Origin of the sequence: Amycolatopsis deserti (genome assembly GCF_014653945.1) — a bacterium.
Taxonomy (GTDB): domain Bacteria; phylum Actinomycetota; class Actinomycetes; order Mycobacteriales; family Pseudonocardiaceae; genus Amycolatopsis_E; species Amycolatopsis_E deserti.
The window spans coordinates 622,781-636,014 of the sequence record NZ_BNAU01000003.1; the positions used below are offsets into that span (position 1 = coordinate 622,781).

Here is a 13,234-nt window from a genome sequence, read left to right on the forward strand (position 1 = left end):
CAGGTGTGTGCGGAGCAGTTTACGAGAAACTCACACATTCAGCTAATCGGTGGTGCCGAAGAGTCCACGATCACGGTGAACGGTCCGACGTCGCGCCGCTCGAACCCGGGCGCGGTGAACAGTTCCGGCGCGAATTCGATCTCGTCCACGCGGATCGGCACCGCGCGCGGGAACGTGTCGGACACGACCGGCGCGAGCAGTTTCCCGTCGTCGGCGCGGCGCAGCACGAAGACGTTGGGCGCCTGGTGCGGGTTCGCGCGCAGCCGCGCGAGCAGGTCGGCCGAGTCCCGGGCCGTCGCCCAGGACCGGATCTCCTCGTTGCGCTGCGCGTATCCGGCCAGCGGGTTCGCGTAGTGCGGCGTGGTCTGCTGGAAGCCCCAGTAGGGCTGGAACGACAGCAGCCGGTCGTGCGCGGAGAAGACGATGTTGCCGCTCGCCGGGCGTCCGGTCAGCTCGGCGATCGTGGTGATCAGCTCGGGCGTCCAGTACCCGTCCTGCTTCGGGTCGTGCCCGAAGCTCGCGGTCCAGCCGTCCGGGTAGTAGTCGGACTCGGCGGTGTCCACCGCGTCCTTCATCGACGAGCCGACGACGGTCTGGGACACCGAAACGGCGCCGAGCACGGCCAGCACGAACGCGACCGTCCGCACCGGGCGGATCCGGCCGATCAGTTTCGGCAGCACCCGCACCAGCTCGACCAGCGCGAACACCCCGGCCACCGCGAGGACCACGTCGATGGTCACGATGAACCGGAACGACAGCAGCGTGGTGCGGACCAGCAGCGCGAGGTTCGACAACGCGAACCAGACGTAGACCAGCACGGTCAGCACGAGCAGCACGAACGCGACCGGGTCGCGGCGGGCGCGCAGCACCAGCCAGACCAGCCCGGCCAGGCACAGCAGCCCGAACGCGCTCGCCGAGGTGAACGGCGTCGGGAAGTAGGCGCTGATCTCGGGCAGGAAGTGCGCGGCGACGTTCGGCTGGCCCAGCCCGCCGGCCAGGATGAACGGACCCCAGGTGATCAGGGCCAGCACCGCGGTGACCACGCCGATCGCGACCAGGCGCAGCAACAGCCGCTTGAGCACCGGCCCGACGGGTTCGCCGGCGCGGACGTCCAGCGCGAGCACGGCCAGCGCCAGCACCACCACGGCGACCACGCCGAACGCGACGTGCAGCGTGTAGGTGACCGCCGAAAAGCCCAGGTAGACGCCGATCAGCAGGAGCGTCCAGGCCGGCACCCGCTCGCGGGAGCGCAGCGCGTGCCAGGCCAGCAGCATGATCGGCGGCAGCCACGCGGTGGTCGGCCAGGCGTAGGGCTCCTCTGGGCCGAGCGCGACGAACCCGGCCAGCACCGTGGCGACCGAGGCCAGCAGCGCCATCCGGCGGCGCACGACCAGGCTCCACAGCACGAACGCGACCACCCCGGACACCGCGGCCCAGGTGATCGAGTACGGCTTGTAGGCGGCCCAGCCCTCCAGGCCGAGCAGGTTCGCGAAGCGACCGCCCAGCCAGAACCAGCCGCCCGGGTAGTAGGCGGCCAGGCCGTGGTAGTTCACGTCGGCCAGCCCGGCCGTCTCGGTCAGGCGCTCCATGTACTGCAGGCGGAACGTGTTGTCCACGCTGGAACCGCCGAGGAAGAACCGGGTGCCCTGCAGCGGGATCGCCAGCAGCAGGGTGGACAGCGCGGTCAGCGCCGCCCAGCTGCCGCCCAGGCGCACCCACAGCGGCCAGCGGGCCGCGCCGCTGTAGGCCAGCGACCCGAACAGCACGACGACGATCACCGTGACGGCCAGGTTGACCAGCGCGTCCGGCACGTACGTGCCCGGGTCGACGCCCAGCTTGTTCGAGCCGAACTGCAGCACCAGGCTGAACACGACCGCCGCGAGCGTGCCGAGCACGAGCTCGGCCAGGGTGCGGCCGGGTCCGAGCCGGGTCAGCGGGCGGCGCGGTGCGGGTTCGGTCGACGTGCCGCCGCCGGGCCGGGCCAACGTGGTCGTCACAGGTAGAAGGTCATCCCGAGGGTGGCGACCCACAGCACACCCAGGACCTGCAGGATGCGGTCCTTGAGCACGATCTCGTCGGGCGCGCCCGCGGTGCCGCCGTCGACGTCGACCGCGTACCGCAGCACGGCGATCACGAACGGCACCATCGAGATGACCGGCCACACCGACTGGTCGGCGCCCTCACGCAGCTCGAACGCCCACAGCGAGTACGACATGATCAGGATCGCCGCCGCGGTCGCCCACACGAACCGCAGGTAGCTGGCCGAGTACTTCTTCAGCGACGAGCGGATCTTCGCCCCGGTGCGCTCGAAGAGCATGATCTCGGCGTAGCGCTTGCCCGCCACCATGAACAGCGAACCGAACGCCGTGACCAGCAGGAACCACTGCGACAGCGCGATGCCGGCGGCGACACCACCGGCGATCGAGCGCATCAGGAAGCCCGATCCGACGATCGCCAGGTCGATCACCGGCTGGTGCTTGAGGCCGAAGCAGTAGCCCAGCTGGACCGCCTCGTAGACCCCCAGCACGATGGCCAGTTCGGGGCTGGCCAGGAACGACAGCGCCAGGCCGGCGCCGAAGAACAGCACCGCGGCCAGGTACGCGACCGGCACCGGCACGATCCCGGCCGCGATCGGCCGGTTCCGCTTGGTCGGGTGCGCCTTGTCGGCCTCCACGTCGACCGCGTCGTTGATCAGGTACACCGACGACGCGACCAGGCTGAACGCCACGAACGCGATGACCGCGTCGAGCAGCACCGAGCCGTTGGTGATCTGGGCCGCGGTGAACGGCGCGACGAAGACCAGGACGTTCTTCGCCCACTGCTTCGGCCGCGCGGTCTTGGCGACGCCGAGGACCATGTGCACCGGGCCGCGCTTGACCGCCGGAGCCGGCTCCGCCGGTTCCACCGTCTTCGCTTCGGCCGTTTCGCTGGTTTCGTCCACGATCTCGGCTTCCGCGGCGTTGTTCACTGATTTGGTCACGGGTGGTTCCCTACCCCTTTTTGCGGATTTTCCTGCGCAGCAGACCTCCGACCACACCGCCGAGCGCGGCACCGGCGAGCACATCGGTCGGGTAATGGACCCCCAACACGAGCCGGGACGCCAACATCGGCGGGACGAGCGCGGGAACCAGGTTACGCCCGGTCAATCCCGAGTAGAGCACCGCCGCCGCCGTAGTGGACGTGGCGTGCGAGGACGGGAAGCTCAGCCGGCTAGGCGTGCCCACCAGGACCTCGACGCTCGGGTCCTGCGGGCGGGGCCGCCGGACCACGCGCTTGACCGCGATCGACGCGCCGTGCGCGCCGACCACACCGGCGGCCGCGACCAGCCAGTCCTTCCGGCGCTTGCGGTCCACCGCCGCACCCACCAGACCGGCGGCGAACCACCCGATCGCGTGCTCACCGAAGTGGGACAGGCCACGCGCGGCCTTCACGGTCGCCGGGCGCTTGAGCGCGCCCTGGACCTTGGAGAGCACCTGGATCTCGGCGGCGCGCTCCGGCTTCTTCTCAAGCATCGATGCTCCCCTCCAGGGGGGCGCCGTCGGTCAGGTGCGGGGCGATCTTGTTGTCGAACACCGACAGCGCCGAACCGATGGCCATGTGCATGTCCAGGTACTTGTAGGTGCCCAGGCGGCCGCCGAAGAGCACGTTGCGCTCACGCGCCTCGGCCTTCGCCAGCTCGCGGTAGCGCTCGAGCTTGGCGCGGTCGTCCGGGGTGTTGATCGGGTAGTACGGCTCGTCGTCCTCGTTGGCGAAGCGCGAGTACTCGCGGACGATGACCGTCTTGTCCTTCGGGTAGTCCCGCTCCGGGTGGAAGTGGCGGAACTCGTGGATCCGGGTGAACGGGACGTCCTCGTCGTTGTAGTTCATGACCGAGGTGCCCTGGTAGTCGCCGGTGGGGACGACCTCCTGCTCGAAGTCCAGCGTGCGCCAGCCCAGGCGGCCCTCGGAGTAGCCGAAGTAGTGGTCCAGCGGGCCGGTGTAGACGGTCGGCGTGCCGGCCGGGATGTGCTCGCGCACGTCGAAGTAGTCGGTGTTCAGGCGGACCTCGATCAGCTCGTGGTCGGCCATCCGCTCCAGCCACGCGGTGTAGCCGTCGACCGGCAGGCCCTCGTAGGTGTCGTTGAAGTACCGGTTGTCGAAGGTGTAGCGCACCGGCAGCCGGGTGATGTTGGCCGCGGGCAGCTCCTTCGGGTCGGTCTGCCACTGCTTCGCCGTGTAACCGCGGAAGAACGCCTCGTACAGGGGGCGGCCGATGAGCGAGATGGCCTTCTCTTCGAAGTTCTGCGCGTTCGCGGTGTCGATCTCGCTGGCCTGCTTGGCGATCAGCTCGCGGGCCTCGTCCGGCGTGTGCGACTTGCCGAAGAACTGGTTGATCAGCGCGAGGTTCATCGGCAGCGGGTAGACCTGGCCCCGGTACTTGCCGAACACCCGGTGCTGGTAGTTCGTGAACTCGGTGAACTGGTTGACGTAGTCCCAGACCCGCTTGTTCGAGGTGTGGAACAGGTGCGCGCCGTAGCGGTGCACCTCGATGCCGGTCTCCGGCTCGGCCTCGGAGTAGGCGTTGCCACCCAGGTGGGAGCGCCGTTCCAGCACGAGCACGCGCTTGCCCAGCTGGCTCGCCGCCCGCTCGGCGACCGTCAGCCCGAAGAAGCCGGAGCCGACGACGACCAGGTCGTACCCGGCGAAATCGGCGTCGGTGACGTCAGTGTTGCTCGTGTGCTCGCTCACGGGAAGCGAGGGTACCGACGCTACTGAGGGCGATCGCACCCACATTCACTATTGCGCCGCGCGCAGGCCCGGGAGCACGTCGGTGACCACGTCTTCGAGGACCGACTCGCGCCCGGCGTACGGGCCGGACGAGCGCGGCCAGTGCACGACGACGTCGGTGAAGCCCAGCTCGGCGGCGCGGCCGGCCGCGTCGGTGAACGCCTGCTTGCTGACCAGGGAGAACACCGGTGCGGAGTCCAGGCTGAGGTAGCGGTGCACCTCCTCGCCGGCCCGGCCGGAGCCGTCCAGCACCTGGTCGAACCGCCGGGACAGCTCGGCCACACCCCGCCACCACTCGTCGAGCGTTTCGGCCTTGGGCCCGGTCGTCACCCAGCCGCCACCATAAGTTGCGGCAACTTTCATCGCGCGCGGTCCGTTGGCCGCGATCAGGAACGGAATTCGCGGCCGCTGGACGCAACCGGGCAGGTTCCGCGCGCCGCGGGCGGTGTAATAGGTGCCGGTGTAGTCGAACTTGTCGGTGATCAGCAGGCCGTCCAGGGCCTCGACGAACTCGGCGAACCGGTCGGAGCGCTGGCGCGGGGTGAGTTCCGCCTCGCCCAGCACCCCGGTGTCGTAGCCCAGACCGCCCGCGCCGATGCCCAGGACCAGACGGCCGTCGGCCACGTCGTCGAGGGTGATCAGCTCGCGGGTGAACGGCACCGGGTGGCGGAAGTTGGGCGAGGCGACGAACGTGCCGAGGCGGATGGTGGAGGTCACCATGGCCGCGGCGGTCAGCGTGGGCACCGCGGCGAACCACGGCCCGTCCACCAGCGTTCTCCAGCCGAGGTGGTCGTAGGTCCAGGCGTGGTCGAAGCCGTACTCCTCGGCGGCCCGCCACTTCGGCTCGGCCGCCCACCACCGGTCCTCGGGAAGAATCACGATGCCAACGCGCACCGGCCCACGCTATCGGTCAGCACCGACAATCCCTCGCCCCGCACCCCAAGGGACAATGGGGGGTGTGGAGAAACCCCTGCTGATCGCGTCGGATGTGGACGGCACCCTGCTCGACCCGATGGAACGGATGTCCCCCCGCACCGCCGCCGCGCTGCACCGCGTCGCGGAGGCGGGGGTTCCGATCGTGCTCGCCACCGGCCGCCCGCCGCGCTGGATCCCGGCGGTGGCGCAGGCCGGCGGCCTGACTGGTTACGCGGTGTGCGCGAACGGCGCCGTGCTGTACGACATCGGCAAGGACGAAGTGGTCAGCGTGCACGGCGCGCTGGAGCCGATGATGCTGAACGACGCCGTCGACGAGCTGACCAAGGCGCTGCCCGGCGCCGGGTTCGCCGCCGAACGGGTCGGGCGGCGCGCGGAAGACCCGGACGTGCAGCACCTGGTGATCGAGCACGGCTACCGCAACCCGTGGGGCGACGGCGAGGGCGTGCCGGTGTCGCGGGCCGAGATCGTCGGGCGGCCGGCGGTGAAACTGCTGGTCAGCCACCCGGACATGACGTCGGACGAGATGGCGCGCGCGGCCAGGGCGGTGCTCGACGAGTCGGTGGACATCACGTTCTCCGCCAGCGGCGGGCTGATCGAGGTCGCCGCTCACGGCATCACGAAGGCGACCGGGCTGGCCGAGGTGGCCGAGCGGTTCGACGTGCCGGTGGAGCGGATCATCGCGTTCGGGGACATGCCCAACGACGTGGAGATGCTGAAGTGGGCCGGCCACGGCGTGGCGATGGCGAACGCGCACCCGGAGGTCCTGGCGGTGGCGGACGAGGTGACGAGCCCGAACAGCGAGGACGGCGTCGCGCAGGTGCTGGAGCGCTGGTTTTAAGGGCAGGGCACGTAGGTCAGCCGCTGGTCGGACATCAGCTGGGTCAGCAGTCGCGACTCGCTGTCGGTGCGGAGGTACAGCGTCAGCCAGCCCAGGCCGGTGCGCTGGAAGGTGGCCACTTCGTAGCGCTGGGCGTACTTCTCCGCTATCCCGCAGTCCTGCACCGGTGAGTACCAGGCCAGTGGAGCGGCGAGCACGGGCAGGCCGAAGAGCGCGACCGGCGCGTAGTCGCCCTCCGGCGACGGCCCGGTGATGCCGGTGATCATCATCCGGGAGCCGGCGCGGTAGGCGAGCGCGGCGCTGCCGAACGTGTCGATGGTCGAGCCGGCCGGCAGGCGGTCGCGCAGCCAGTGACCGATCTCCGTGGTCTGCGCGAGCCGCTCGCGGTCGAGGTGCACGACCTGCCGGGCCGCGAACGCCACCGGCACGCTCACCGCGCACAGCACGAGCGCGACCACCGGCACCACGCGCCGCTCGGCCAGGCTGCGGCGCGGCCGGGGTGACGGGCGATCGCGCCGCACGCCCAGCCTGCCGCACACCACGGCGGCCCCGACCGCGGCCAGCGCGCACAGCAGGAAGCCGTACGGCAGGTGGGCCGACGCGGGCCACCCGGCCCTGGCGTGCCCGTAGTAGGTGGCCTCCCACGCCCACCACGGCACCAGGAACACCAGCGCGCCCAGCAGGTACCCGGCCGGGCCCCACCAGCTCGACCGGCGCCGCACCGCGGCTGTCACCAGCCAAACCTCGCCGAGCAACGCGAGCACCACACCGTCGGAGCGGGTCATCACGGCCAGCGCCGCGAGCACCCCGGCGACCAGCGGGTGGCCGGTGACCAGGGCCAGGCACACGGCCAGCACGAGCAGGACGAACAACGCCGTCTCGGTGCCGGCCAGACCACGCGCCGCCAGGATGCTCGCGCCCGCGGTCAGCAGCGCGGCGACCACCCCGGCCCCGCCGGCGAACCGCTTCGCCAGCAGGTACGCCAGCACCACGCAGCCCAGCGCGCACGCGATGCCGAGCCCGACCGCGCCGCTCACGACGTCCGCGCCGAACAGCGCCCGCGGCAGCGTGACCAGCACCAGCCACACGAAGTTCGGCACGCCCTGGGTCCGCTCGCCGATCGTGTAGACCGCGCCGTAGCCGTCGGCCATGTTGCGGGCGTAGCGGAAGGTCACGAACGCGTCGTCCGGCACCGTCGCCACGACGAGCTGCAGGACCAGGGCGAACACCAGCGCGAGCAGCAGGATCCAGCCCCGGCGGGCGCGCTGGGTCCCCACCCGCGGCCACACCGCGACGACCACCCCCGCCAGCGCCAGCCACGCGACGACCAGGGCACCAGGCACTTCTCACCCTCCGTGACGCCGCTCCACCCTTGCCGTGAGTATCGTTCTCGCGCACGAATTGTTTCTTCTCCGAGACTTTCGGCGGACGGCTGGCGCCGGTGCTGACCTACTCGCTCATATCTCGTCCGTCAGCGCCTGGTAGTCGATCTTCCCGCTGGCCAGCAGCGGGATCGTGTCGATCGAGCGGACGTCGAACCCGGACGCGTGCAGGTGCAGCCGGTCGGACAGCGCACGGGACGCGGCCTCGCACGCTTCCACCGGAACGCCCTCGGCGAACAACACGACCTTGTCGTCGGCCGGGACCGCGGCCACGATGTCGATGCCCAGCCCGGTCGCGCGAGTGGCCGCCTCGAGGTCGTCGAGACTGATCCGGTTGCCGAACACCTTGCCGATCCGCTTGAGCCGTCCGGTGACGAACAGGAACCCCTCCTCGTCGAGGTACCCGAGGTCGCCGGTGGGCAGCACGCCGCCGCACTCGTCGCCGAGCGCGAGCTGCTCGGCGGTCGAGGCGTAGCCCATCATCACGTTCGGCCCGCGGTAGACGATCTCGCCGGTGATCTTGGGGTGGGTGGTTTCGCCGCCGTCCGGGCGGCGGATGGCGAACTGGCCGCCGGGCAGCGCGGGCCCCACCGAGCCGATCTTCTCGGCGAGCCGGTCCGACGGCATGATCGCCATGCGCGGCGCGGCCTCGGTCTGGCCGTACATCACGAACATCCGCCCGCCCGCCGAGCGCATGAGCGTGTCGAACTCGGCGATCAGCTCCGGCCGCATCCGCCCGCCGGCCTGCGTGAGCGTGTGCACGCCGGGATTGGCGGACGGGTCGAACTTGAGCCGCCGCAGCATCTCGTAGTGGTAGGGCACCGCGGCGACCGACGTGCACTCGTGCGCGGCCACGGCGTCCCAGAACCCGCGGCCGAGGATGCCCTCCCGCTCGACGACGACGGTCGCGCCGCAGATCAGGTGCGAGTTGAGCACGGACAGGCCGTAGCTGTAGTGCAGCGGCAACGTGGTGGGCGCGACCTCGCGCTCGTCGATGCCGAGCACGTCGGCGATCGCGTGCGCGTTGGTCAGGATCGCCTTGCGGGACAACCGGACCAGCTTCGGGTTGCCGGTGGAACCGCTGGTGGGCAGCAGCACGGCGAGGTCGGGATGCGGGCGGATGCCCTCCGGGTCGAGGCGCAGCCAGTGCCCGTCCGCGGCCCGGTACCCGGCCGGCGGTTCCGCCGCGGGCGCGCCGAGCACGGCCGCGGGGCAGAACCGGTCGATCAGGCCGGCCAGCACCGGGACGTCGAGCGCCGGGTCGATCAGCGCCACCGCCCGCCCGGCCTGCACCGCCGCGACGTAGGTGAGCACGCTCTCCAGGTCGACGCCCGTGCGGGCGAACAACACACCGTCCGGCAGCGCCGCGAGTTCGTCGGCCCGCCGCTCGACCTCGGTGATCAGCGCCGCGCCGTCCAGTACCGCGCCGGTTTCCGCGTCGACCAGCCGCGCGCCGGGAGCCAGCAGGGTCACAGGACCATCCCTCCGTCCACGCCCGGTCCTTCCGGTCGTTCCAGGCCCGCACCAAAGTAGAGACGTCGGCGGGGAGCCGGTCCAGCAGCCCATCGGGTGGAATCGGGTTGCCGACCGCGACGGTGAACGCGCCGCTGGGCCCGGGTACCGCAGTCGGGTGGTTGCGGTTTACCCCGCGAGATTTGTTCGTACAGTCTTACGGACGCCTGAGCCGATCACAGTAGAGGAACGCCGCGCCCATGATCCCCATCACCGCGGTCGACGTCCGCGACGCCGAATCACTCGTGGTGGAGGTGCTGCGGTCGGGGACGCTCGCGCAGGGCCCGATGGTCGCGCGCTTCGAGGACGCCTTCGCCCGCGCCGCCGGCACCGCGCACGCGGTCGCCGTGAACAGCGGCTCCGCCGCGCTCACCGCCGCGCTGCGGGCGCTCGGGCTGGGCCCCGGCGACGAGGTGATCACCTCGCCGTTCACCGCCGTCGCGACGCTCAACGCGATCCTGGAGACCGGCGCGACCGTCCGCTTCGCCGACATCACCCGCGAGGACTTCGCGGTCGACCCGGACGCGGTCGCGGCCGAGATCACCCCGGACACCCGGGCGATCGTCCCGGTGCACCTCTACGGCCAGATCGCCGACCTGGGCAAGCTCGCCCCGCTCGCCGAGGAGCACGGGCTGCACCTGGTGGAGGACGCGGCGCAGGCGGTCGGCGCCACGTTCGCCGGCCGACCGGCCGGATCGTTCGGCGTGGGCTGTTTCTCGTTGTCCGCCAACAAGAACGTGACCACCGGCGAGGGCGGCGTCATCACCACCGACGACGACGGGCTGGCCGACCGCCTGCGCGTGCTGCGCAACCAGGGCATGCGGACGCGCTACGCCTACGAGGTGCCCGGGCACAACTACCGGATGTCCGAGCTGCACGCCGCCGTCGGCATCCCGCAACTGGCCAAACTGGACGAGCTGATCGCGGCGCGGCGGCGCAACGCGCGGCAGTTGTCCGTCGGCCTCGCCGGGACGCCCGGGCTGGCGTTGCCGGCCGAGCTGCCCGGCCGCGAGCACGTGTGGCACCAGTACAGCGTGCTGATCGGCCCGCACGCGATGCTCGCCCGCGACGAGCTGGTCGCCGAGCTGGCCGAGCGCGGCGTCGGGACCGGCGTGTACTACCCGAAGCTGGTGTTCGACCACGACTGCTTCCGCGAGCACCCGCAGATCCCGGCGGTGTCCCGGCAGGACTTCCCGGTCGCGCTGAAGGTCACCGAAGAGGTCCTGTCGCTGCCCGTGCACCCCGCCCTGTCCGAGGCCGATGTGGACACCACCGTGCGCGAGGTGCGAGAGGCGCTCGGCGCGTGATCACCTCCGGCACCGGACAGCCGGCTCCTCCACAGTGGACAGCAGTAGCAGGCCGAGCGATCCGCGCCACGGGCGGCTTCCGGGTGGACGGCGGCGAACCGCGAGCCCGCTGGTGAGGGCGCCGGCCGGGGGCAGCCACGGCATGCACCACCGGTCGGCGAGGGCGCCGAGCGGTCGCACCACCGAGGAAGGCGACAGTTCCGCGGAGGGACGGCGGTTGCGGGCGGTGCTGCTGGACCAGCTGCGGGCCGCACCGCGGGAACCGGCCCAGCTACCGACGCCGTCGGACCCGGGGCGTGCACCGCGGTTGACGGCTCAGTCGATGCAGAACTCGTTGCCCTCGACGTCCAGCATCGGGATGCACGACTCGTTGAACTCGTCGGCGAGCAGCACCTGCACGCAGGTCGCGCCGAGCGCTTCCAGCCGCTCGCGCTCGGCCTGCAGCGCGGCGAGGCGCTCTTCGCCCACCAGCCCGGTGCCGACGCGCACGTCGAGGTGCACGCGGTTCTTGACGACCTTGCCTTCGGGGACGCGCTGGAAGAACAGCCGCGGACCCACCCCGGTGGGATCGACGCAGGCGAACGCCGCGCCCCGGTGGTCGGCAGGCAGAGAGCGATCGAACTCCGCCCAGGAGGCGAACCCCTCCGGCGGCGGCGGAATCACGTAGCCCAGCACCTCACACCAGAAGCGCGCGACGCGCTCGGGTTCCGCGCAGTCGAAGGTGACCTGGAACTGTTTGACCGACCCCATGCGCTCACCATAGCGGGGCGCGTCGGTGCCCGGGCGGCTTCCGCCTCGATGAACTCCTCGTCGTAGCGCTGGAAGACCCGCGCCGGGTTGCCGGCCACCAGTCAGCGGTCCGGGACGTCCTTCGTGACCAGCGACATCGGTTGCACCGTCACGAAATCGCCGATCGTGACGCCCGACATCACCACCACCAGGCTGCCGATGAAGCAGCCCTTGCCGATCCGCACCGGTTCGCGCTCGATCAGGTCGCTGCCCGGCCGGTTGTCCAGCATCGTTCGCCAGCCAGCTGGAGTGCGTGAACACCAGCGTGCCCACCCCGGTGCCGGTGTGCTCGCCGATGGTCAGGCCGCCGCTGGCGTCCAGCGCCGCGCCCTCGCCGATCCAGCAGTGTTCGCCGATCTCCAGCCGCTCCGGGTTGATGATCTTCGCGCGTTCCCGGATGCGCGTGGTGTCCGGCAGGCCGAACAGGCGGGCACGCTCGGAGTCGTTCAGGTACTGCCCGACGACCTCGGTCAGGATCTGCGGGCCGCAACCGGTTGGTGCGCTCATCGTCGAGGAACATCACCGGCCCGCCATCTTCGCCAGCACGCGCAGGTGCTCGGCCGCGACCACGTCGAGCGCGAAGTTGTTGCGCACCATCGCCTGCTGCCGCGCGGCCAGCGCGCGGCGCTTGCCGGGCTTGTCCAGCAGCTCGATCACGTTCGCCGCCACCGCCTCGGCGTCGTCCGGTTCGACGAGCAGGACGTTCCACCCGTTGCGCAGTTCCACGCCCGGGTAGTTGTCCTCGCCGACCGACGCGATCGTCGCGGTGCCGGCCGCCATCGCCTCCAGCGACGCCGTGCCGCAGCCGCCGTTGAGGTCGTGCGCCACGATGTCCGCCGCGGCCAGGTAGGACGGCACGTCGTCCTTCGGCACCGCGCCGGTGACCACGAACGCGTCCGCGACGCCGAGTTCCTTCGCGCGCTTGAGGAACGCGTCGTGGTAGACCCGGCCCACCACGAGCACCTTGACGTCCGGGTGCCGCGCCAGGATCGCCGGCATCGCCTCGACCAGCGGCAGCCGGTTCCGCAGCGGGATGACGTGCCCGAGCGAGACGATCAGCGGCCCGTCGATGCCGTGTTCGGCGCGGATGTCCGTACGTGGCGCGGAATCCAGGTGCTCGGTGTCGACCGGGATCGGGAAGAACTCCGGATCGGTCACCCCGTACCGCTTCGCGCAGTAGTCCAGGCCCAGCTTGTCCAGAATCACGAACCGCGGCGCGATCCGGGTCAGGATCGGCCGCACCAGCGCCGCGTCCAGCAGCCGGAACAGCCGGTCGTACCGCCGCCGTTCGCTGATGAGGAGCGTGTGGACGGTCAGCAGCGACGGCAGGCCCCGCCGCCGCGCGTACCGACCGGCCAGCCAGGTGAGGTCGAAGAACTGGCCGTGCAGGTGCAGCGCGTCCGGCCGGAACTCGTCCAGCAGGCGCCGCAACCGCCACCGGGTCCGCGGGTGCGGTGTGACGAAGCTGAGGTCGAAGTCGATCGACCACCCGAGCCGCGGCATCCGCACCGCGGGCAGCCGCACGACGCGGTAGCCGTCGCGTTCCTCGGTCTCCGGCGCGTCGGCGTAGGCCGCGGTGATCGCCAGCACCTCGTGCCCCTCGGCCGCGTACCGCTGGGCCAGCGACGCCGCCATGTGCGCGCTGCCGCCGACGCGGGGCGGGAAGAAGTTGTTGACGACGGCGATCCGCATCGGCCGGTTCG

The 13,234-nt window shown here is 71.2% G+C and carries 11 protein-coding genes and 1 pseudogene; 2 read left to right on the top strand and 10 right to left on the bottom strand.

From position 1 onward, the window contains the following. Window positions 1-38: 38 nt before the first annotated feature. Genes IE290_RS17755 through IE290_RS17775 form a run of 5 tightly spaced genes read right to left on the bottom strand, consistent with a single transcriptional unit; the run spans window position 39 to window position 5,661 of the window. Window positions 39-1,997 (bottom strand): arabinofuranosyltransferase, encoded by a 1,959-nt coding sequence (locus tag IE290_RS17755; RefSeq protein WP_191245697.1) that lies wholly within the window; start codon window positions 1,995-1,997, stop codon window positions 39-41. Next, complete coding sequence (locus tag IE290_RS17760) at window positions 1,994-2,980, bottom strand: decaprenyl-phosphate phosphoribosyltransferase (protein ID WP_373300463.1); 987 nt, start codon at window positions 2,978-2,980, stop codon at window positions 1,994-1,996. The genes IE290_RS17755 and IE290_RS17760 overlap by 4 nt, the downstream gene beginning before the upstream one ends. A gap of 10 nt (window positions 2,981-2,990) precedes the next feature. Continuing rightward, the gene (locus IE290_RS17765; RefSeq protein ID WP_191245699.1) at window positions 2,991-3,512 is read right to left on the bottom strand and encodes a phosphatase PAP2 family protein; all 522 of its coding nucleotides are present in this window, start codon (window positions 3,510-3,512) and stop codon (window positions 2,991-2,993) included. Continuing rightward, window positions 3,505-4,728, bottom strand: coding sequence for a UDP-galactopyranose mutase (glf, locus tag IE290_RS17770; RefSeq protein ID WP_191245701.1), 1,224 nt, complete (start codon window positions 4,726-4,728; stop codon window positions 3,505-3,507). Before glf ends, IE290_RS17765 begins: the two co-directional genes overlap by 8 nt. 48 nt (window positions 4,729-4,776) lie before the next feature. After that, window positions 4,777-5,661 carry an LLM class flavin-dependent oxidoreductase gene (locus IE290_RS17775; protein ID WP_191245703.1) on the bottom strand — a complete coding sequence of 295 codons (885 nt, stop codon included), beginning with the start codon at window positions 5,659-5,661 and terminating at the stop codon, window positions 4,777-4,779. Between the two features lie 64 nt (window positions 5,662-5,725). On the opposite strand from IE290_RS17775, the gene IE290_RS17780 reads away from it, so the two are divergent. Continuing rightward, complete coding sequence (locus IE290_RS17780; protein WP_191245705.1) at window positions 5,726-6,541, top strand: HAD family hydrolase; 816 nt, start codon at window positions 5,726-5,728, stop codon at window positions 6,539-6,541. Here the strand turns inward: IE290_RS17780 and IE290_RS17785 are convergent. Together IE290_RS17785 and IE290_RS17790 are read right to left on the bottom strand one after the other, a co-directional pair. Then, complete coding sequence (locus IE290_RS17785) at window positions 6,538-7,884, bottom strand: glycosyltransferase family 39 protein (RefSeq protein WP_191245706.1); 1,347 nt, start codon at window positions 7,882-7,884, stop codon at window positions 6,538-6,540. The genes IE290_RS17780 and IE290_RS17785 overlap by 4 nt on opposite strands. Before the next feature lie 114 nt (window positions 7,885-7,998). Further along, window positions 7,999-9,396: an AMP-binding protein gene (locus IE290_RS17790; protein WP_191245708.1), complete on the bottom strand. Its 1,398-nt coding sequence runs from the start codon at window positions 9,394-9,396 to the stop codon at window positions 7,999-8,001. Between the two features lie 239 nt (window positions 9,397-9,635). Between IE290_RS17790 and IE290_RS17795 the strand changes: the two genes are divergently transcribed. Then, window positions 9,636-10,742, top strand: coding sequence for a DegT/DnrJ/EryC1/StrS family aminotransferase (locus IE290_RS17795; protein ID WP_191245710.1), 1,107 nt, complete (start codon window positions 9,636-9,638; stop codon window positions 10,740-10,742). A gap of 315 nt (window positions 10,743-11,057) precedes the next feature. Here IE290_RS17795 and IE290_RS17800 read toward each other — a convergent pair whose 3' ends face one another. From IE290_RS17800 to IE290_RS17810, 3 genes and pseudogenes are all read right to left on the bottom strand, one after another. Further along, window positions 11,058-11,492, bottom strand: coding sequence for a VOC family protein (locus IE290_RS17800; protein WP_191245712.1), 435 nt, complete (start codon window positions 11,490-11,492; stop codon window positions 11,058-11,060). Continuing rightward, window positions 11,402-12,051: pseudogene (locus tag IE290_RS38550) on the bottom strand (acyltransferase). The gene IE290_RS17800 and the pseudogene IE290_RS38550 overlap by 91 nt, the downstream one beginning before the upstream one ends. After that, window positions 12,051-13,223: a glycosyltransferase family 4 protein gene (locus tag IE290_RS17810; RefSeq protein WP_191245790.1), complete on the bottom strand. Its 1,173-nt coding sequence runs from the start codon at window positions 13,221-13,223 to the stop codon at window positions 12,051-12,053. The pseudogene IE290_RS38550 and the gene IE290_RS17810 overlap by 1 nt, the downstream one beginning before the upstream one ends. Window positions 13,224-13,234 lie beyond the last annotated feature (11 nt).